Raw genomic sequence first — 20,188 nt, 5'->3', positions numbered from 1 at the left:
CGCTCGTTCGGGCAGGGGCGGATGGGTGTCCGGAGGGGTTAGTCGTTGAATCCGAAGGGTTGTGAACGCCCGCTGGACAGGATGGCATGGATGCAACAGAGAAGGTGCAAAGCAAGCGATACTGGGAGGATGACGGTGACGAAGGGCATGATGGCGAGCGGGCTGGCGATGATCGCGCTGGCCGCGACGGGCATGAGCGCGCCAGGCGCGGCGCAGACCCGGACGCAAAACCGCGCACAGCCGGCCGCGAAGGCGACCGCGCCCTCCGCCGCTGCGGCCCGCGCTCGTGCCGACCGGATCGTCGCGCAGATGACCCGTGCGGAGAAGATCCTGCTGGTCCATGGCCTGTTCCCCACCATGGCGGCGGGCAAGACGCGCGAGGAACTGATCCCCTCGGCCGGGCATATCGACGGCATCCCCCGGTTGGGCGTGCCGGTGGTGCGCGAAAGCGACGCGTCGCTGGGCGTCGCCAACCAGGTCGAGCAGCGGGTCGGCGATGTCGCCACCGCGCTCCCCTCCGGCCTTGCCACCGCCGCCAGCTTCGATCCCGCCATCGCCCGCGCGGGCGGCGCGATGATCGGTGCGGAGGCGCGCGACAAGCGGTTCAACGTGCTTCTGGCGGGCGGCGTAAACCTGACCCGCGATCCGTGGAACGGCCGCAACTTCGAATATCTGGGCGAAGACCCGCTGCTCGCGGGGACGCTGGGCGGCGCGCATATCGCGGGGGTCCAGTCGAACCGCATCGTCTCGACGATCAAGCATTATGCACTGAACGCGCAGGAGACCGGCCGCGCCGTGCTCGACGCGCGGATCGGCGAGGCGGCGTTGCGGATGAGCGACCTGCTCGCCTTCCAGATCGCGATCGAGAAGGGCCGGCCCGGATCTGTGATGTGCGCCTATAACAAGGTCAATGGCGACTGGTCGTGCGAGAACCGCCACCTGCTGACCGATGTGCTGAAGCGCGACTGGGCCTATCCCGGCTGGGTGATGAGCGACTGGGGCGCGGTGCATTCGACCGCGAAGGCGGCCAATGCCGGGCTGGACCAGGAATCGGGCGAGGAACTCGACAAGGCGGTCTATTTCGGTGCGCCGCTGGCCGAGGCGGTGGCCAAGGGGCAGGTCAGCGAGGCGCGGCTGGACGACATGGTCGTGCGCTATCTGACCGGGCTGATCGAAACCGGCGCCTATGACGCCCCCGTGCCCGCGCGGGCGGTGACCCCCGATTATGCCGCCCATGCCGAGGTGGCGCAGCGCGCGGCGGAGGCGGGGATCGTCCTCCTCAAGAATGACGGCAACCTTCTGCCCATCGCCCGTACCGCGAAGCGGATCGTGGTCATCGGCGGCAATGCCGATGTCGGCGTGCTGTCGGGCGGCGGATCGTCGCAGGTCCGTTCGGTCGGCGGCGCGCCGGTCGAGATCCCGCTCGCCTATGGCGGCTCGGCCTCGTTCGCGCGGATCACCTATCACGCCTCCTCGCCGCTCAACGCGCTGCGCAAGGCGCTGCCCGGCGTCCAGATCGAATGGCAGGACGGGCGCAACCTGAACGCGACGGTGGCGGCGGCCAAGAATGCGGACATGGCGATCTTCTTCGCCACCCAGTGGACGACCGAGGCCGACGACGTGCCCGACCTGCGCCTGCCCAACCAGCAGGACGCGCTGATCGCCGCGATCGCCGCCGTCCAGCCGCGCACGGTGGCGGTGATGGAGACCGGCGGCCCGGTGCTGATGCCCTGGATCGCCAAGGTCCCCGCAGTCGTCCAGGCCTGGTATCCCGGCCAGCGCGGCGGCGAGGCGCTGGCCGCGATCCTGACCGGGCGGGTCGACCCCTCGGGCCGCCTGCCGATCACCTTCCCCGCCGATGCCTCGCAACCGCCGCGCCCACGCCCCGTCGGGCTGGACAAGCTGAGCGAGGTCGAAGCGGCGGCGGCGGCCAATCCGGCGGCGGCGGGCGGGATCACGCTCCAGAGCTTTCCGGTCGAATATGTCGAGGGCGCCGATGTCGGCTATCGCTGGTACGAGAAAAAGGGGCTGAAGCCGCTTTTCCCCTTCGGCCACGGGCTCAGCTATACCAGCTTCGCCTATCGCAACCCGGTCGTCACCGGCGGGCGGACGATCAGCGTGACCTTCGACGTGGTGAACACCGGCCAGCGCGCCGGGTCGGACGTCCCGCAAATCTATGTCGCGCGCGACGGCAGCGGGGACGCTATGCGGCTGGCCGCGTTCCAGCGGGTCGCGCTGAAGCCCGGCGAGACCCGGCGCATCACCCTGACCGCCGAGCCGCGCATCGTCGCGGATTATGATACCGGCCTGCCCGGCTGGCGGATCAGGGGTGGGCGCTACAGGGTGGCGCTGTCGCATGATGCCGCCGACCGCGCGATCGTGACCAGCACGACCGTCGAGGCGCAGACGATGAAGCCCTGAGCGGATGGCCGATCTCCGGCGGCGCGATCGGGGACAGGGTGCGGCGGCCATGTCCGCGCGCGCCATCCCGTCCGCCCACCCATCCTCGCACCGCCCCTTGCCGCTGGGCCTCTTCGCGCTGGCCAATGCGGGCGGGGTGATCGCCTATCTGCCGCTGCTGACCCTGCTGCTGCCGATCAAGGTGGAGGCGATCGACGGCGCGGGGCGGATCGGCCTGTTGTCGCTGATCGCGATCTGCGGCGCGGTGGCGGCGAGCCTGGCCAATATCCTGTTCGGCTGGCTGAGCGACCGGACCCAGCGCGCCGGCCATGGCAGGCGAGTGTGGATGGGCATGGGGATCGTGGCGATTGCCGCCAGCTATGGCGGGTTCGCGCTCGCCACCACCCCGGCGGCGCTGATCGCGGCGATCCTGGCCTTCCAGCTGGCGGTCAACGCGCTGCTCGCGCCGATGATGGCGATCATGGCCGAGGAGATACCTGACGACCAGCGCGGCACGGCGGGCGGGCTGCTCGCGCTGGGCAGTCCGGCGGCCTCGGCCCTGTCGACGCTGCTGGTCGGTTCGACGATGCTGGGCGAGCATGGCCGGATGGCGGTGCTGCTGGGCATGAGCCTGATCCTCATCCTGCCGCTGATGCTGACGCGCGCGCGGATCATGGTGCCGGTCGAGGCCAAGGGCGCGTCGGGCCCGTTGCCGCCGCGTCGCGATCTGGTCGTCGCGGGGCTGTCGCGGCTGTCGATCCAGGTCGCCGCCATCGTCACCCAGGTCTATCTCCTCTATTATTTCGAGGCGATCCTGCCGGTCGCACAGTGGGCGGCGCTGCCGCGCTGGATCGGGCAGCTCTTCACCATCGCCTTCCTCGCGCCCCTGCCGATCGCGCTGATCCTGGGGCCGCTGGCCGACCGGACCCGGCGGCGAAAGGGCATCCTGCTGGTGGCCGCGCTGGTCGCGACGGCGGGGTTGGTCGTCATGGCCTGGATCGGGATGCGGGGAATCGGCGCCGACTGGCGGATCGCGGCGGTCGCCTTCGTCGTCTACACGACCGGCTCTTCGGTGTTCGTCGCGCTCCATGCCGGGCTGATCCTGCAACTGCTGCCCGATCCCCGCCACCGGGGGCGCGACCTGGGGCTGTTCAACCTGACCAACACCGTGCCCTCGATCATCGGCGCCTCGCTGACCTGGACGTTCGCCACGCCGCAGGATTTCACCACCGTCATGGTGGTGCTGGCGCTGATGACCGGCCTCGGGGGATTGGCGATCCTGGGGGTGCGGACCTGGGAGTAGGCGCCAGACCGCGTCGCAAGCGGGGCGAATGGCGGGGGCGCAGGGGAACGTCGGCCCCCGGCGGGGCATTGCCCCCGAAAAGGAGAGCGACCATGGACGATGCCATCAAGCCGACGACCGAAACCGCGCGCCCCAATCTGTCGACCGAGCATCAGCGCGACGGCGATGCCCGCCGCCCCAGCGATACGCTCGACAAGGGGCAGGCCAGCACCGAGGGGGAGGATGCCCCGAAGCGGAAATCCTCGCTGACCTGAGGAGACGCCCCGTCCTATCCGTAGTGACACAAGCCAGAACGGGGCGTCGAGGACCGTGCGGAAGCCCGACCTCGCGCTCCCCTTACCGTCAGGCGGTTTAAAAAGCGCCAAGGAATCGATGAGCTGCGGCGGAATTACACCAGCCCCGGCCCCTCGATCACCAAGGCGACGCCGATATCGTTGCGCAGCGCGGGGGGTAGGTCGACCTCCAGCGCCTCGACGGTGCGGCGGAAGGGCAGCGGCGCCGGATCGCCGGGAATCGTCACCCGCTGCACCGATCCGGTCCGCGCGAGCACGGGGAAGCGCGCGACATCGTCCTCGGGCCAGCCCAGCGTGAAGCCATGGACCGCCGCCCCCTTGCGCACATAGCGCACGTCGCGCGGGGTATAATGCGAGTCCTGCCCGCCTTCGTTGAACTGGCCGCCCTTCGACGCGGTGGGGCCCTCGCCCAGCAGGCGCCAGGGGCGGGTGGCGTAGATCGCATCGCCATAGCGGCGCATCCACGCGCCGATCCGCTCGACGATCGCCTCTTCCTTCTCGTCGATCGTGCCGTCGCCGCGCATCGGCACCGACACCATCATATTGCCGTTCTTGGCGATGACGTCGCACAGCGTGTGGATGATCTTGCGCGGCGTCTTGTACCCGTCGCGCGCATAGAGGTCGCGGTCGTAATGCCAGTTGCCGATGCAGGTCTCGGTCTGGAAGGGATAGGGCTGGATCGACTGGTGCGCGCCGCGCTCGACATCGTCGACGATCCCCGCAAGCCGCTCCGGCGGCGTGTTCTTGGCGGTCACCACCGCCTCGTTGCGGCCGCCGTTCCGCTGCATCGAGCTGTTGTACATATAGGCGGCCATATCGAGCCCCGCCTGGCCCAGCGGCAGCGTGAAATTGTCGAAATACAGGAGGTCGGGCTGATAGAGGTCGACCAGCTCGCGACAGCGCAGCCGCCACTGGCGGACAAAGGCCGGGTTGGCGGCGGGCGGCTTTTCGTCCCAGACCCGGTCGTTCTTCTCGTGCCACGCATCGGCCTCGGCGATCGAGCGGAAGCCGTCGGGCATCTTCATCGTCGGGCCGGTATAGAGCTGTTGCGGGTCCAGCCCGTCCCACCATTGCCCGCGCCCGTCCGCCCGGGTCAGCCGCGCCGCGTCATAGCGTTGCCCGGCGCGCGGGCCTTCGGGATCATAGCCATAGGCGGGCTGATACCAGTGCCAGGCATGCCCCGAATGGTTGGACACGCCGAAGCGCAGCCCCCGCTCGCGCGCCAGCTTCGCCCAGGTGCCGACGATGTCGCGCTTAGGGCCGAAGCGCGTCGCATTCCAGGGATGGTGGCTGGATGCATAGGAATCGAAATTGTCGTGGTGATTGGCCAGCGCCATGAAATAGCGCGCGCCCGACCGCTGATAGAGGTCGAGCAGCCGCGCCGGGTCCCAGTTCGCGGCGGTCCAGCGCGGATACATCTGCATGAAGCCGATATCGGCCGGGTGGCCGTAATGCGCCAGGTGATGCCGATAGGCGCGGGTGCCCTGCAGATACATTTCGCGCGCATACCAGTCGCCCGCCTCGGGCACGCACTGCGCCGACCAATGCGCCCAAAAGCCGAACTTGGCATCGCGGAACCAGTCGGGCGCCCGATAGCCCGCGACCAGCGAGGACCAGTCGGGCCGAAACGCCTGGGACGTCGCGGCCCCGGCGCGACCGGGAAGCAGCGCGGATCCCCCGATGCCTCCCATGGCGGACAGGAACGATCGGCGGCCGATCTGCATCGTTTTTTCCCCTTGGAGGCTGAGGCACAGGTGCGGAACCGCGAACTTGCCTGACAAAAGCACGCGCGTCCATGGGCTTGCATGGCGCAAGGCGCAGGCGTTGCGGTCCGGCACGGCGCGGTATCGCGCGGCTCTCCCACCGAAACGCGCCGCGCTCCCGGCCGGATGATCGCATGCGATCGGGCGCACAAGCGGGGCGGTCCGTCCCTGCCGCTGCCTTGGACCGGGCCGAAGCGGGATTATCCCCGAATGTCGGACAGTTGACAGACAGCAAAAAAGCGAAGAGTGATGCTGGTAACGTTACCAGATATAACGGAACGAGATAGGGAGTGGAGACGATGATGACGGGAACGCGCGCCCGCCGTTCGGGCAAGAGCGGCATCGGACCGGCCAGCCTGGCGGTTCTGGCCCTGTGTATCGCCATGCCGGCCCAGGGCCAGACCGCGCCGGCGCAGGATGGCGCGACGGTCCAGCCGGGGCAGGGCGATCAGGCAGGGCAGGCCGATGTGGCCTCGCCGCCCGCTGATGCCGGCGAAGCCCAGACCCGCGACATCATCGTCACCGGCTCGCGCATCACCACCGGCGGCTTCACCGCGCCGACCCCGACCACGGTGATCGGCGAGCAGCAGATCCAGCAGAATGCGCAGCCCAACATCTTCACCACGGTCGCGCAGCTGCCCTCGCTCCAGGGATCGACCGGCACCTCGGTCAACACCTTCAGCACGTCGAGCGGGCAGCAGGGGCTCAGCTCCTTTTCGTTGCGCGGCGTGGGGGCGATCCGTACCCTGACCCTGCTCGACGGGCAGCGCGTCGTCGGCGCCAACGTCACCGGCGTACCCGATATCAGCCTGTTCCCGCAGCTGCTGATCAAGCGGGTCGATGTGGTCAATGGCGGCGCCTCGGCCTCCTATGGTTCGGACGCGGTCGGCGGCGTCGTCAACTTCATCACCGATACCCGGTTCAAGGGGATCAAGGGCAATGTCCAGGGCGGCCTGACCACCTATGGCGACGACCAGCAGGTGCTGGTCCAGCTGGCGGGCGGCACCAGCCTGTTGAACGACCGCCTGCACCTGATCGCCAGCACCGAATATGCGCATGAGGACGGCGTCGGCGGCGGCGAGTTCGGCACCGCGCTGGCGGGCGGGCGCGACTGGTTCCGCCAGTCGACGCTGATCAACCGCAACGTCCTGAACGACGGGACGCCGCAATATCTGTTCCGCGACTATGCCCAGCCCTATAACTACACCAAATACGGCCTGATCACCGCCGGGCCGCTCCAGGGCATCGCCTTCGACCAGGCGGGCAATCCCTTCCAGTTCCAGTACGGCTCGGGCGGGGTGCCCGCGCGCGACGCGGCGGGCAATGTCCGCGGCTGTCTCCCCGGCTTCTGCCTGGGCGGCGACCTGTCGGGCAATGTCGATGCGGGCCGCTCGCTCCAGTCGAAGATCCAGCGGGTGAACAGCTATGGCCGTATCGGCTATGACTTCGCGCCCAACGGCGAGATCTATGGCACGGTCAATATCGGCCAGGTGAAGACCAACAACCAGCCAGTCGGCGGCATGAACCGCCCGAACCTGACGATCGAGTGCGCCAATCCCTATGTCCCGGCGGCGATCAAGGCGGCCTGCACCACGGCGGGCATCACCAATTTCCAGTACGGCACCAGCAACGCCGCGCTGGGCAACAGCCAGGTCTATACCGATCGTCGCCAATATCGCTTCGTCGCGGGCGCCAAGGGGCGCGAGGCGGTCGCCGGGTCCGACTGGTCCTACGACATCTATTACGAGCACGGCACCAACTATACCGATGTCGATGTCAGCAACATCATGCTGTCGCGCCGGTTCAACCAGGCGATCAACGCCATCACGCTGAACGGCGCGATCGTCTGCGCCGATGCCACCGCGCGGGCCAATGGGTGCCAGCCGCTCAACATCTTCGGCGGCAATCCCTCGGCGGAGGCGCTCAGCTATATCATCCCGCAGAACGGCGCCTATCAGCGGACGCGCCAGACCCAGGACGTGATCAGCCTCAACTTCTCGGGCTCGCCCTTCTCGTCCTGGGCGGGGCCGGTGTCGGTGGCGTTCGGCGGCGAGTTCCGCCACGAATTCTACCGCGTGCGCGCCGATCCGTACGGCGCGGGCTTCGCGAACAGCCCGGCCAACGGCGCCTATCCGGCCGACCCGGTGCTGCTGGCGGACGGCAACAACTGGTATGCGGGCAATTACAAGAACGGCAACGGCGCCTATAGCGTCAAGGAGGCGTTCCTCGAGGCCGATCTGCCGATCATCAATTCGGATGCGGGCGGCCGGGCCAATATCAACGGCGCGGTGCGCGTCACCGACTATAGCACCTCGGGCACCGTCTGGGCGTGGAAGATCGGCGGCACCTGGGACCTGCCGGTCGACGGCCTGCGCATCCGCGGCGTGACCTCGCGCGACGTGCGCGCCCCCAATTTGTCGGAACTGTTCGCCGCGCCGGTCACGACGACGCTGCCGGGCTTTTTCGATCCCTTCCGCAACGTCAACGTGCTGGCGCTCCAGAACACCATCGGCAACGTCAACCTGACGCCCGAGATCGCGCGCAACACCACGCTAGGCATTGCCTTCTCCAACTCGGCGGCGATTCCGGGGCTCAGCCTGTCGGTCGACTATTACAAGATCAAGATCACCGACGTCATCTCCAGCCTGGGCGCGCAGGACATCGTCAACCTGTGCTTCCTGAACATCGCGCCGGAGACGTGCGGCGTGTTCAACCTGAACAACCCCAACGGTCCCAATTTCATCAACGTCCAGTCGTTCAACCTGGCATCGATCCTGACCGACGGTTTCGATATCGAGGCGAGCTATCGCTGGCAGCGTCCGCTGGGCCTGCCGGGCAGCCTGACGCTGCGCGCGCTGGCAACCAATATCCGTCGGTTCATCACCGATACCGGCCTGCCCGGCACCATCCCCAACGACACGGCGGGGGTGAACATCGGCAACACGCCCAAGTGGAAATGGCTGGCGGTGCAGACCTATGCCACCGACGACTGGTCGCTGCTGCTGCAGGAACGCTGGTTCAGCGACGGCAAGCTGGGCAACCAGTATATCGAGTGCACCACCGGCTGCCCCGCCTCGACCGCCAACCGGCCGACGATCGACACCAACTTCATCCCCGGCGCCTTTTATTTCGACGTGGGCGGCACCTATAACGTGACCCCGGCGGTCACCGCCTATTTCAAGGTCGACAATGTGTTCAACCGCGATCCGGCCCGTTCGCCCTATTTCGTCAATCCCGCGCTGTACGACGTTCTCGGGCGGGTGTTCCGCGCGGGCGTGCGGTTCAGCTTCTAAAGGAAACAGGCCATGACCCTGTCGCGGATCATCGCGTCGTGCCTGCTGCTCGCCCTGCCGGGCAGCGCCCTGTCCATGCCCGAGCCGTCGCGGGAGCGTCCGGGGAGCAACCCGATCATCCGGGACCGCTTCACCGCCGACCCCGCGCCGCTGGTCGTCGGCGACCGGCTGTACCTCTATGTCGGGCATGACGAGGCGCAGCGGGACGAGATGTTCAACATGAAGGAATGGCTGGTCTATTCGACCACCGACATGCGCCACTGGACGCCGCATGGGCCGATCATGAACGTGCGCGATTTCAAATGGGCCAAGAAGGACGCCTGGGCCAGCCAGACGATCTACAAAAACGGCAAATACTGGTTCTATGCTGCGGTCGAGCATGACGACACCCATCCGGGCAAGGCGATCGCGGTCGCCGTGTCGGACAAGCCCACCGGCCCGTTCGTCGATGCCAAGGGTTCCGCGCTGATCACCAACGAGATGACGCCCAAGGGCACGCATAGCTGGGAAGATATCGACCCGACCGTGATGACCGACGATGACGGGACGACCTGGATCGCCTGGGGCAACCGGCAATGCTATATCGCGAAGCTGAAGCCCAACATGATCGAGATCGACGGCCCGATCACCGAGATCACGCCGCCGCATTTCGAGGAGGGGCCCTGGCTGCACAAGCGCGGCAAGCTCTATTACCTGACCTATGCCTCGCTCGACCGCACGACGCAGCGGGACGAGCATGTGTCCTATGCCACCGCGCCGTCGCCCAAGGGGCCATGGACCTATCGCGGGCTGCTGACCGGATCGGGCAAGTACAGCTTCACCATCCATCCCGGCATCGCCGACTTCAAGGGCAAGTCCTACCTCTTCCTCCACAACGCCACGCTGGCGATCGGCGACCAGAGCGGATCGATCGGCCGCCGCGCGGTGACGGTCGAGCGGCTTTACTACAATCCCGACGGGACGATGAAGCCGGTGGTCCAGACCGAAGCCGGCGTCACGGCTCCGGGGCGGTAGGGGGTGAGTCCGCTTCCTCCGCTCCACCCCGGCGAAGGCCGGGGTCCAGTTGCCATGCGTCTGAAATGGTCGCCCGTGCGATCGGCTGCTCCACCAGCGTCACAGCGACTGGACCCCGGCTTTCGCCGGGGTGGGGCACAAACTTCAAGGACGCGGTGCGGCGGTGGAGTCGCGTTCGACCAGCCGGTGGTCGAGGATCGTGACGCGCGGCTCTCCGTCGGCCCTCGGCGCGCCGCCGCGAATCTCCTGGATCAGCATCTGGAGCGCCGCCTCCGCCAGCGCGCGGACCGGCTGGTGGACGGTGGTCAGCGGCGGCCAGAGCGTCGTCGCGGCGATGCTGTCGTCGAAGCCCGCCACGGTCAGGTCGCCGGGCACGTCCAGATGCCGCCGATGCGCGACCGAGACGATCGCGGCGGCCATGTCGTCATTGCTGGCGAAGATCGCGGTCGGCGGCGTCGCACCGTCCAGCAGCGCCTCGCCCGCGACCAGGCCCGAGGCATAGCTGTAATCGCCCTGCACCACCTGGGTCTCGATCCCGCCCGCTTCCTCGACCGCCGCCCGAAAGCCCGCAAGCCGCGCGATGCTGGCCGACTGGTCGGGATTGCCCAGCACGAAGCCCAGCCGCCGGTGGCCCAGCCCGATCAGATGCCGGGTCATGTCATAGGCGGCGTGATTATTGTCGATGCCCACGCACACCGCATCGGGCGCGACGCCGCCGATCACCGCGACGGGCAGCCCCGCCTCGCGCAGGATCTCGCGCACCGCCGCCGACTCGCCCAGCGGCGGCGCCAGCAGCACGCCCGCGATCCGCTGCGCGATCAGCCCCTCGATCGCCGCGCGCGACGGCGGCTTGCCGTTTTCGCCCTTCAGCAGGAACAGCTGCGCCGCGCGGGTCGAGGCGTCCTCGAACACGCCGACCAGCAGCTCGCTCATGAACGCCGCGCTGGGGTTGGAATAGATCACGCCGATCCGGATCTCGCGCGCCGTCACCAGGCTGCGCGCCATCAGATTGGGGGTGTAGTTCAGCTTGGCGATCATCTCGCGGACATGCGCGCGCACCTCGTCGCGCACCCCCGCATCGCCGTTGATGACGCGCGACACGGTCATCGGCGACACGCCCGACGCCTTGGCCACATCGATGATCGTCACGCCGCGCGGGCGCTGTCGGGTACGCGTCAAAAGCCCAATATCCTGTCGTCGCGGGGCCTGTCGCCCCGGTCGTCGGCCACCGCCGTGCCTTGCCGTAAGGGGGAAGGTCAATGCCGGGGATGCGTCCCGTCGGCGAAAATCCCGATACAATCGAAAGGCGCGGCGTGACGCGATTTCCCTATATCCGCTGGACGATCATCGCGCTGTTCGTCGGTGCGATGGTCATCAACTATCTGACGCGCAGCATCCTGGGCGTCGCCGCGCCCGCGATCATGACCGAGCAGCATATCTCGGCGCAGCAATATTCCTGGATCACCGGCGCGTTCCAGTTCGGCATCATGTTCCAGCCGGTGGCGGGCTATCTGCTCGACCTGATCGGGTTGAAGATCGGCTTCACCCTGTTCGTCGCGGTCTGGTCGTGCATCACCATCGGGCATGGCTTTGCGAGCGGCTGGATGGGGTTCGCCGGGCTTCGCGGCGCCTTGGGGCTGGTCGAGGGATCGGCGCAGCCCGCGGGCATGAAGCTCGTCGCCGAGTGGTTTCCGGCGCGCGAGCGCGGGCTGGCGGGCGGCCTCTATCAGATCGGCGCGTCGTTCGGCGCGGTGTTCGCCCCGCCGCTCGTCGCCTGGGCGGTCTTTCATCATAGCTGGCGCGCGGCCTTTTTCGTGGCGGGCGGGCTGGGGCTGCTCTGGGTCGTCGCCTGGCTGCTCTGGTATGCGCCGCCCGCCCGGCACCGAATGCTGTCGCCGCGCGAGCGCACGCTGATCGTCGAGGGGCAGGAGGCCGCGCTCGCCAGGAAGCGCCGCCGCCCGCCGCTGCGCGAATTGCTTGGCCGTCGCAACCTCTGGGCGATCGCGGCGGCGCGGTTCCTGGCCGATCCGGTCTGGGGAATGCTGTCGCTATGGATGCCGCTCTATCTGGTGCAGGCGCGGCATTTCGACCTGACCCAGATCGCGCTGTTCGCCTGGCTACCCTTCCTGGCCGCCGATCTGGGGTGCCTGTTCGGGCCGGCCGTCGTCGCCTTTCTCCAGCGGCGCGGGATCAATCTGATCGACGCGCGGCGCGGGGCCTTTACGCTGGGTGCGGTGCTGATGACGGGCATGATGTTCGTGGGCAGCGTGACCAGCCCGGTCGCCGCCGTCGCGCTTCTGTGCCTGGGCGGTTTCGCGCACCAGACGCTGTCGGTGACGGTCATCACCCTATGCTCCGACCTGTTCCCGCAGGATCAGGTGGCGACCGCGACCGGCGTTTCGGGGACGGCGGCCAATCTGGGCGTGCTGCTCTTCACCCTGACGCTCGGCTCGCTGGTCGATCAGGTCGGTTATCAACCCTTTTTCATCCTGCTCGGCCTGCTCGATCTGGCGGGTGCGGCTCTCCTCTGGACCTTGGTGCGCAAACCCGCATGACCCCGATCAATCCCATCCTGCGCGGCTTCAACCCCGATCCGTCGATCGTCCGGGTGGGCGAGGACTATTATATCGCGACCTCGACCTTCGAATGGTATCCGGGCGTCCAGATCCATCACAGCCGCGATCTGGCGAACTGGACGCTGGTCGCCCGGCCGCTGGTGCGCGCGGGCCAGCTCGACATGCGCGGCAATCCCGATGGCTGCGGCGTATGGGCCCCCGATCTCAGTTACAAGGACGGGCGCTTCCACCTGATCTTCACCGATGTGAAGCGCTATGGCCGCACCACCATCGACGGCGCGAAGGGCGCGTCGCTGCGCGATTTCCACAATTACTGGGTATCGAGCGAGCGGATCGACGGCGACTGGACGGACGCGGTCCATCTGAACAGCAGCGGCTTCGACCCCGCGCTGTTCCATGACGATGACGGGCGCAGTTGGCTGCTCAACATGCTGTGGGACCATCGCCCCGACCGCAAGCGCTTCGCGGGTATCGTGGTGCAGCAAATGGACCTGGCCACCGGCCGCCTGATCGGCGAACGGCGCGTCATCTTCGAGGGGACATCGCTCGGCTTCACCGAGGGGCCGCACCTCTACAAGCGGGGCGGCTGGTATCATCTGCTCGTCGCCGAGGGGGGGACCGAGCGCGGCCATGCCGTGGTGATGGCCCGGTCGCGCGACCTGTTCGGCCCCTATGAGACGCATCCCGACGGCCCCGTCCTGACCATGCGCGACAGGCCCGACGCCCCGCTCCAGCGCACCGGCCACGGCGATCTGGTCGACACGCCCGAGGGGGAGACGTGGATGGCCTATCTCTGCGGCCGCCCGCTGCCGGAGAGCGACCGCTGCGTGATGGGGCGCGAGACGGCGATCCGGCGCATGGCCTGGGGCGCGGACGGCTGGCTGCGCTGTGCCGAGGAGCCGCCGGTGGTCGATGCCCCCGAACGGATCGAGGCGCATGACGCGTTCGACTCGCCCGATCTGCCCGCCGCCTTCCAATGGCTGCGCACGCCCGATCCCGACCATCTGTTCAGCCTGACCGCACGGCCGGGCCATCTGCGCCTGTACGGGCGCGAGACGATCGGCAGCCATTTCACCCAGTCGCTGGTCGCGCGCCGCCAGACCGCCTTCCGCTATGACGCGCAGACTCTGGTCGACTTCATCCCTGAGCATTTCCAGCAGGCGGCGGGGCTGGTCTGTTATTACAACAGCAGCAAATATCTCTACCTCCACCTGACCGCCGACGATGCGGGGCGGCGGCAGGTGCAGGTCCTGTCGGTCCTGCCGGTCGGCGAGGGGCGCAGCGTACTGAGCGCGCCGATCCCCGCGCCCGAGGGGCCGGTCGAGCTGCGCGTCGCGGTCGATCATGAGCGGCTGCGCTTCGCCTTCCGGGCCGAGGGGGCGTGCGCGTGGCAATGGCTTCCCGAAGCGTTCGACGCCAGCCTGTTGTCGGACGAGGCCACGTTGCAGGGGCTGCCCAATTTCACCGGCACCTTTGTCGGCATGGCCTGCCAGGATATGGCGGGCACCGGGCACCATGCGGATTTCCGCTGGTTCCGCTATGTGGACGATCCCGAACCGCACGAATGACGGCAAACAGGCCGGGCGGGTCAGCCGCCGCGCTGCGCCTGCGGGTAGAGCCAGGGTTTGGCGAGCGCGATGCCCGCCAGATTCTGGGTCCGCCTTATGTGGCGAAGCCGGAAGCGACCCGGCGGGCGCGGCAGGTCGGACCAGAGCCGGTGATGCGCGCGATAGGCGGGCGGAACCCGGACGCGTCCGCTGGCCTGCCCGATGACCGCGAGCGAGTCGCCCAGCAGCAGCACGTCGGCCAGCCCCGCATCATGGGCCAGCCGGGTCGCGGCGATCAGCGCCAGCCATTCGGCGTCCATGCTGTCGCCCGGTCCGGCCATGCGCGCGACATGGGCATGGCCGCCCATCACCACCGCCCATTCCAGGCCGGTGGGGCGCAGCCCGCCATCGAAGAAGATCTTCACGCCGCGATGCTGCGCGCGACCGCCTCGGCCGTCTTGATGCCGTCGACCGCCGCCGACAGGATGCCGCCCGCATAGCCCGCGCCCTCGCCCGCCGGGAACAGCCCGCGCGTGTTCAGGCTGTGCCCGTCCTCGCCGCGCGTGAAGCGGACGGGGGAGGAGGTGCGCGTCTCGACGCCGGTCATCACCACGTCGGGATGGTCATAGCCCGCGATCTGGCGGCCGAAGACCGGAATCGCCTCGCGCATCGCCTCGACCACGAAGTCGGGCAGGCATTGCGACAGGTCGGTCGGGGTGACGCCGGGGCGATAGGAAGGCGTGACCGATCCCAGGCTGGTCGAGGGCCGCCCCGCCAGAAAGTCGCCCACCCGCTGCGCGGGCGCCTTGTAGTTGGACCCGCCAGCGACATAGGCGCGCTCTTCCCAATGGCGTTGCAGCGCGAGGCCCGCCAGCGGATCGCCGGGAAAGTCGCGCTCCGGATCGATCGCGACGACGAAGCCCGAATTGGCGTTGCGCTCGTTGCGCGAATATTGGCTCATCCCGTTGGTCGCGACGCGCCCTTCTTCGCTGGTCGCAGCGACCACCGTGCCGCCGGGGCACATGCAGAAGCTGTAGACGGTGCGCCCGTTCTTGCAGTGGTGCGAGATGTGATATTCGGCCGCGCCCAGGATCGGATGCCCCGCCTGGTGGCCGAAGCGCGCGCGGTCGATCCAGCCCTGCGGATGCTCGATGCGCACGCCGATCGAAAAGGGCTTGGCCTCGACATGGACACCCGCCGCCTGGAGCATCGCGAAGCTGTCGCGCGCGCTGTGCCCGATCGCCAGGACGACGTGATCCGCCTCCAGATAGCCGCCGCCATTCAGATGCAGCCCGCGCACCCGCCGCTCGCCCGATCCGTCGGTCTCGATGTCCAGCCCGTCGACGCGGGTGGAGAAGCGATATTCGCCGCCCAGCTCCTCGATGGTCGCGCGCATGCTCTCGACCATCGTCACCAGGCGGAAGGTGCCGATATGCGGATGCGCCTCGGTCAGGATCTCGGGCGGCGCACCGGCCTTCACGAACTCGGTCAGCACCTTGCGGTTCAGGTGGCGCGGGTCCTTGATCCGGCTGTAGAGCTTGCCGTCCGAAAAGGTGCCGGCGCCGCCTTCGCCGTACTGGACGTTGGATTCGGGGTTCAGCACGCTGCGCCGCCACAGGCCCCAGGTGTCCTGCGTCCGCTCGCGCACCACCTTGCCGCGTTCCAGCACGATCGGCCGGTATCCCGCCTGCGCCAGTACCAGCGCGGCGAACAGGCCACACGGCCCCGCACCGATGACGACGGGGCGCTTCGCACCCGGCGGCGGCGCGGCCGGCAGGTGATAGCGGGTGTCGGGGGTCCGCTGCACATCGCGGTCGCGACGAAAGCGTTCGAGCACCGCCGCCTCGTTCTTCAGGTTCACGTCGACCGAATAGACGAGCTGGATATTGCCCTTGTCCCGCGCATCATGGCCGCGCCGGGCGACGGTGAAGCGGATCATGTCGCGCGGGGTCACGCGCAACCGGCGGCAAATGGCCGCGGGCAGTGCCTCGTCCGCATGATGGAGAGGCAGTTTCAATTCACTGAGGCGGATCATGGTCCGCGCCATATAGGATCGGCCGCCGACACGCCAATCCGGCTTTGCGTGTCCAAGGGGTTGCGCGTTACATCCGGGCGCGGGTCAGGTGATGGCGTGGGGCCTCGGGCACGGCGACCTGCGCCATGATTTCGGCCTGCAGGGTGGGCCAGCCTTCGCCGAACCAATATTCGCCGCGTTCCGCCCGAATGATCGGGTCGCCGCTGGTCGCGACATCCTCGACGGGCAGGGTCTGCTGGTCGGGCACGTCGAAGAAGCTGCGCACGATCGGCGTGGTCGGGCTCTCGCCCTCGCGCACCACGATGCCCAGCCGGTTGGAGTGTAGCCGGACCAGCGCGCCAAAGGGCTGGATGCCGAGACAGGCGATGAAGGCGCGCAGCATCGCGGGGTCGAAATGCCCCTCCCATTCCAGCATCTGGGCCAGCGCCTCGTGCGGCGACCAGGCGCGCTTGTAGGACCGGATCGAGGTGACCGCGTCATAGACGTCGCACACCGCCGCCAGCCGGGCGAAGCGGCTGATCTCCTTGCCCTTCAGTCCGTCGGGATAGCCGGTGCCGTCCATCTTCTCGTGATGGTGGAGGCACACGTCGAGAATGCGCGGGTCGAGATCCTCCAGGTCGAGCAGCATGCGATGCCCCAGGCCGGGGTGAAGCCGGATCTGCGCCAGCTCCTCGCCGGTCAGGCGGCCGGGCTTGTCGACGATCTCGGCGGGGACTTGCATCTTGCCGATGTCGTGCAGCATCCCGGCCAGCCCGGCGACGCGGACATCCTCGTCGTCCATGCCCAGATGGCGGGCCAGCCCCATCATCAGCGTGCCGACCGCGACCGAATGGATATAGGTATATTGGTCCTTGTCCTTCAGCCGGGTGACCGCGATCAGCGCGGCGCCGTTATGGCTGGTCGCATGGGCGATCTCCTCGACCATGGGCAGCAGGTCGGCGGTGCGGATGGCGCGGCCCAGCCGGGCCTCGGCGAACAGCCTGGTGACGGCGGCGATGGCGCGTTCGGCGGTGGCGGCGGCGCGCTCCAGCTCGGTCGGCGGCTTGCGACGCCGGGGGCGGATCGCGACGACCGGCTCGGGCGCGGCGGCGGCGGCGGGCTCGGCGGGCGGGGCGGGATCGTCGCGGTCGCGGCTGTCGGCCATGGCCATCGCCTTCAGCCCGCGCCCCTTGGCCAGGTCGATGGTGATCTGCGGCACCGATTCGTGAATCAGCGCCCGGTCCTGCGGACTGATCAGCAGAAAGCTGCGCCGCCAGAACGGGTTGTGAATCCAGGAACAGTGCACGGCATGAACGAACATGCCCAATTCCGCCTGATCTCCCCGGATCCGGATATACCGATTCGTGTCCCCATCGTCACTCATGGACCGCGCTTAACCGAGAGCAGGTAAAGGCTTGGTTGCGGTCTGGCGGGGTGCGGCCGCACGTGCGGGCCCCGCCGCATCGGTCCGAAAGAGCGACCGATTTGGTCAGACTGGCGCCGGACCCGACGGGCTCGTGATACGATAATCACTTGCAATAGCGTTGACTATGCGAGTCTTTAGCAATAGCGCGCGGGTAAAGGGGAAATCATCATGTCACAATCCTTCATCGCCTTGTCCTGCGTGGGCTTTCTGGCGACCGCACCGGGGATCGCCGCCGCCGAGAATGCGCGCCGCGCCGATCCCGCCGCGACCCATGCGCAGGACGCCACCGGGCAGCGCGACGTGGTCGTGACCGGACAGCGTGCGACCGGCGCCGCCGTGCTGGAAAGCCCCAAGGCGACCGCCCCCCTGCTCGACACGCCGCAGACGATCACGGTGGTCAGCGAGCAGACGATCCGGAAACAGAATCTCCAGACGCTGCGCGACGTGCTCCAGACGATTCCGGGCATCACCTTCGGCGCGGGCGAAGGCGGCGGCGGCTATGGCGACTCGATCAACCTGCGCGGCTATTCGGCGAGCAACGACGTCACGATCGACGGCGTCCGCGACAGCGCGCAATATAGCCGCACCGACCCGTTCAACCTGCAACAGGTCGAGGTCTATAACGGCGCGAACAGCGTCTTCAACGGATCGGGATCGGTCGGCGGCACGATCAACCTCGTCTCCAAGGTGCCCACGGCCGAGACGCTGACGATCATGCAGGGGTCGGTCGGCACCGACAATTATTATCGCGGCGCGGTGGACAGCAATGTCCGCGCGTCGGACCTGGTCGCGCTGCGGCTGAACGCGGCCTATCATCACAACGACATACCCGGCCGCGACGTCGAGAAGATGGAGCGCTGGGGCGTTGCGCCCTCGGTCACGATCGGCATGACCGGCCCGACCAGCCTGACGCTGGCCTATGTCCATCAGGAGGATCGCAACACGCCGGTATACGGCGTGCCCTATTTCGACAACGGGCTGGTCGACGGCTTCGTGCCGGGCGCGAGCCGCAGCGCGTATTTCGGGATCGCCAATCTCGACCGGCAGGACATCACCGTCGACCGGCTGACCGCGACCTTCCGGCATCAGGTCGATGCGCATCTCAGCCTGCGCAACCTGACCCGCTGGCAGCAGGTCACGCAATATAGCGTCACCTCCGCGCCACAGGGGACCTTCTGCCTCGCCTCGACCGGGCGGCAACCGATCACCGCGACGCCGGGCGCGACCGTGGGGGCGGCCTGTCCCGCCAATGTGCCGCCGGGCTATTATCTGCCGTCCGGCCCGCGGGGCTATGTGCGCGATCAGCGCAACCAGATGCTGTACGACCAGTTCGACGTGCGGCACGAGGCGGGGGCCAAGGGCGGCCTTCACAATGTCCTGAATGTCGGCCTGTCGGGGACGCTGGAGAATTACCGCATCACCACCGCCTCGCTGCTGCGCAACGCCAATGGCAGCGCGGTCTCGCCGCTGCCGCTCATCGCCATCGCCGCGCCGAACACCGACTATACGGGGCCGATCAACCTGACCACCACCGCCCAGTCGCGCAGCGAGACGCGCAACCTGGCGGTTTATGCCTTCGACACGCTGGAGTTGAACCGCTTCTTCGAGCTGAACGGCGGCGTCCGGTACGAATATCAGGAGGCGAATTTCCGCGCCCTGCCGTTGGCAGTGGTGCCGCCGGGGACGACGGCGCTGACCGCGCTCCAGTCCCAGCCGCAGGTCAGCCGCGAGCGGCTATTCTCCTGGCGGGTCGGCGGCGTGTTCCACCCGGTCGAGAATGTCAGCCTTTATGCCGGCTATGGCAATGCCAAGACCCCGTCGTCCGCGACCGTGCGGCTGGGCTGCGGCGTGCCCTCGACCGCGACCGCCGCGAATCCGTGCGCCGTCGCGCCCGAAACCGCGAAGAATTACGAAGCGGGGGTGAAGGCCGGGCTGTTCGACCGCCATCTGGAGGTGACCGCCGCCGTCTTCCGCAACGAACGCACCAATTACCGCGTCCCCTCCAACGATCCCGCGCTGCCCGCCGGGCTTCAGGTGCTGGACGGGCGCAGCCGGGTGGACGGCGTCGCACTGGGCCTGTCGGGGGCGATCACCCCGGCCTGGACGATCTTCGCCAACTATACCTATCTCGACGGCAAGGTGTTGCAGAGCATTTCCAACCGCGACAAGGCGGCGGGCGTGGCCGATGTGCAGGCGAACAGCCAGCTGATCCAGACGCCCAAGCATTCGGGCAGCCTGTTCACCACCTACAAGCTGCCCTTCGGACTGGAGGTCGGTTATGGCCTGACCTATCAGGGCGACTTCGCGACCAATGCGCCGGTCGCGGCCAATCGCACCCAGTACCGGGCGGAGGATTATCTGATCCACCGCGCCTTCCTGGCCTATACGCTGGCCGAACGCTGGACGCTCCAGCTCAACGTCCAGAACTTCACCGACGAGAAATATGTGACCGGCGTGCGCAACAATGTGAACGCGACGACCGGCGTCGTCACCGGCGGCTGGGCGGTGCCCGGCGATCGGCGGCAGGCCACGCTCAGCCTGTTCACCAACTTCTGAACG

At 68.0% G+C, this 20,188-nt stretch carries 13 protein-coding genes; 8 read left to right on the top strand and 5 right to left on the bottom strand.

The genetic code is table 11. The features are described from left to right. Positions 1-129 precede the first annotated feature (129 nt). From ACFX59_RS15905 to ACFX59_RS15895, 3 genes are all read left to right on the top strand, one after another. Positions 130-2,421, top strand: coding sequence for a glycoside hydrolase family 3 C-terminal domain-containing protein (locus ACFX59_RS15905; RefSeq protein WP_387433591.1), 2,292 nt, complete (start codon positions 130-132; stop codon positions 2,419-2,421). Positions 2,422-2,425: 4 nt separating this feature from the next. Next, the gene (locus tag ACFX59_RS15900) at positions 2,426-3,703 is read left to right on the top strand and encodes an MFS transporter (RefSeq protein WP_387433589.1); all 1,278 of its coding nucleotides are present in this window, start codon (positions 2,426-2,428) and stop codon (positions 3,701-3,703) included. A gap of 92 nt (positions 3,704-3,795) precedes the next feature. Beyond that, positions 3,796-3,957 (top strand): hypothetical protein, encoded by a 162-nt coding sequence (locus ACFX59_RS15895; RefSeq protein WP_307101372.1) that lies wholly within the window; start codon positions 3,796-3,798, stop codon positions 3,955-3,957. Between the two features lie 134 nt (positions 3,958-4,091). Here the strand turns inward: ACFX59_RS15895 and ACFX59_RS15890 are convergent, their stop codons facing one another. Further along, positions 4,092-5,720, bottom strand: a complete 1,629-nt coding sequence (locus ACFX59_RS15890) for an alpha-L-fucosidase (protein ID WP_387433587.1) — start codon at positions 5,718-5,720, stop codon at positions 4,092-4,094. A 341-nt stretch (positions 5,721-6,061) separates the two neighbouring features. Between ACFX59_RS15890 and ACFX59_RS15885 the strand changes: the two genes are divergently transcribed. Beyond that, positions 6,062-9,052, top strand: a complete 2,991-nt coding sequence (locus tag ACFX59_RS15885) for a TonB-dependent receptor plug domain-containing protein (RefSeq protein WP_387433617.1) — start codon at positions 6,062-6,064, stop codon at positions 9,050-9,052. Positions 9,053-9,064: 12 nt separating this feature from the next. After that, positions 9,065-10,066 (top strand): glycoside hydrolase family 43 protein, encoded by a 1,002-nt coding sequence (locus ACFX59_RS15880; protein WP_309700362.1) that lies wholly within the window; start codon positions 9,065-9,067, stop codon positions 10,064-10,066. Positions 10,067-10,210: 144 nt separating this feature from the next. On the opposite strand, the gene ACFX59_RS15875 is transcribed toward ACFX59_RS15880, so the two are convergent. Continuing rightward, the gene (locus tag ACFX59_RS15875; protein ID WP_387433584.1) at positions 10,211-11,245 is read right to left on the bottom strand and encodes a LacI family DNA-binding transcriptional regulator; all 1,035 of its coding nucleotides are present in this window, start codon (positions 11,243-11,245) and stop codon (positions 10,211-10,213) included. Between the two features lie 134 nt (positions 11,246-11,379). On the opposite strand from ACFX59_RS15875, the gene ACFX59_RS15870 reads away from it, so the two are divergent. Together ACFX59_RS15870 and ACFX59_RS15865 are read left to right on the top strand one after the other, a co-directional pair. Beyond that, positions 11,380-12,621: an MFS transporter gene (locus ACFX59_RS15870; RefSeq protein ID WP_309700367.1), complete on the top strand. Its 1,242-nt coding sequence runs from the start codon at positions 11,380-11,382 to the stop codon at positions 12,619-12,621. After that, the gene (locus tag ACFX59_RS15865) at positions 12,618-14,210 is read left to right on the top strand and encodes a glycoside hydrolase family 43 protein (RefSeq protein WP_387433581.1); all 1,593 of its coding nucleotides are present in this window, start codon (positions 12,618-12,620) and stop codon (positions 14,208-14,210) included. The genes ACFX59_RS15870 and ACFX59_RS15865 overlap by 4 nt, the downstream gene beginning before the upstream one ends. A gap of 20 nt (positions 14,211-14,230) precedes the next feature. Here ACFX59_RS15865 and ACFX59_RS15860 read toward each other — a convergent pair whose 3' ends face one another. The 3 genes from ACFX59_RS15860 to ACFX59_RS15850 all read right to left on the bottom strand — a co-directional run bounded on the left by ACFX59_RS15860 (position 14,231) and on the right by ACFX59_RS15850 (position 17,587). Next, entirely contained in the window at positions 14,231-14,614 is a 384-nt protein-coding gene (locus ACFX59_RS15860; RefSeq protein WP_387433578.1) for a reverse transcriptase-like protein, read from the bottom strand. Further along, positions 14,611-16,224, bottom strand: a complete 1,614-nt coding sequence (locus tag ACFX59_RS15855; RefSeq protein WP_309690794.1) for an NAD(P)/FAD-dependent oxidoreductase — start codon at positions 16,222-16,224, stop codon at positions 14,611-14,613. Before ACFX59_RS15855 ends, ACFX59_RS15860 begins: the two co-directional genes overlap by 4 nt. A gap of 67 nt (positions 16,225-16,291) precedes the next feature. After that, positions 16,292-17,587, bottom strand: coding sequence for an HD-GYP domain-containing protein (locus ACFX59_RS15850; protein WP_387433575.1), 1,296 nt, complete (start codon positions 17,585-17,587; stop codon positions 16,292-16,294). A gap of 210 nt (positions 17,588-17,797) precedes the next feature. On the opposite strand from ACFX59_RS15850, the gene ACFX59_RS15845 reads away from it, so the two are divergent. Next, positions 17,798-20,185 carry a TonB-dependent receptor gene (locus ACFX59_RS15845; RefSeq protein ID WP_387433572.1) on the top strand — a complete coding sequence of 796 codons (2,388 nt, stop codon included), beginning with the start codon at positions 17,798-17,800 and terminating at the stop codon, positions 20,183-20,185. Positions 20,186-20,188 lie beyond the last annotated feature (3 nt).

This window comes from Sphingomonas sp. NCPPB 2930 (assembly GCF_042867205.1).
GTDB lineage: Bacteria > Pseudomonadota > Alphaproteobacteria > Sphingomonadales > Sphingomonadaceae > Sphingomonas.
This window is presented reverse-complemented; position numbering and strand designations above follow the sequence as displayed.

What these genes read in the sequence shown, in the direction of transcription:
- ACFX59_RS15905 (WP_387433591.1), top strand. Translation starts at nt 130, where the DNA reads ATGACGGTGACGAAGGGCATGATGGCGAGCGGGCTGGCGATGATCGCG.
- ACFX59_RS15900 (WP_387433589.1), top strand. Translation starts at nt 2,426, where the DNA reads ATGGCCGATCTCCGGCGGCGCGATCGGGGACAGGGTGCGGCGGCCATG.
- ACFX59_RS15895 (WP_307101372.1), top strand. Translation starts at nt 3,796, where the DNA reads ATGGACGATGCCATCAAGCCGACGACCGAAACCGCGCGCCCCAATCTG.
- ACFX59_RS15890 (WP_387433587.1), bottom strand. Translation starts at nt 5,720, where the DNA reads ATGCAGATCGGCCGCCGATCGTTCCTGTCCGCCATGGGAGGCATCGGG.
- ACFX59_RS15885 (WP_387433617.1), top strand. Translation starts at nt 6,062, where the DNA reads ATGACGGGAACGCGCGCCCGCCGTTCGGGCAAGAGCGGCATCGGACCG.
- ACFX59_RS15880 (WP_309700362.1), top strand. Translation starts at nt 9,065, where the DNA reads ATGACCCTGTCGCGGATCATCGCGTCGTGCCTGCTGCTCGCCCTGCCG.
- ACFX59_RS15865 (WP_387433581.1), top strand. Translation starts at nt 12,618, where the DNA reads ATGACCCCGATCAATCCCATCCTGCGCGGCTTCAACCCCGATCCGTCG.
- ACFX59_RS15855 (WP_309690794.1), bottom strand. Translation starts at nt 16,224, where the DNA reads ATGATCCGCCTCAGTGAATTGAAACTGCCTCTCCATCATGCGGACGAG.
- ACFX59_RS15850 (WP_387433575.1), bottom strand. Translation starts at nt 17,587, where the DNA reads ATGAGTGACGATGGGGACACGAATCGGTATATCCGGATCCGGGGAGAT.
- ACFX59_RS15845 (WP_387433572.1), top strand. Translation starts at nt 17,798, where the DNA reads ATGTCACAATCCTTCATCGCCTTGTCCTGCGTGGGCTTTCTGGCGACC.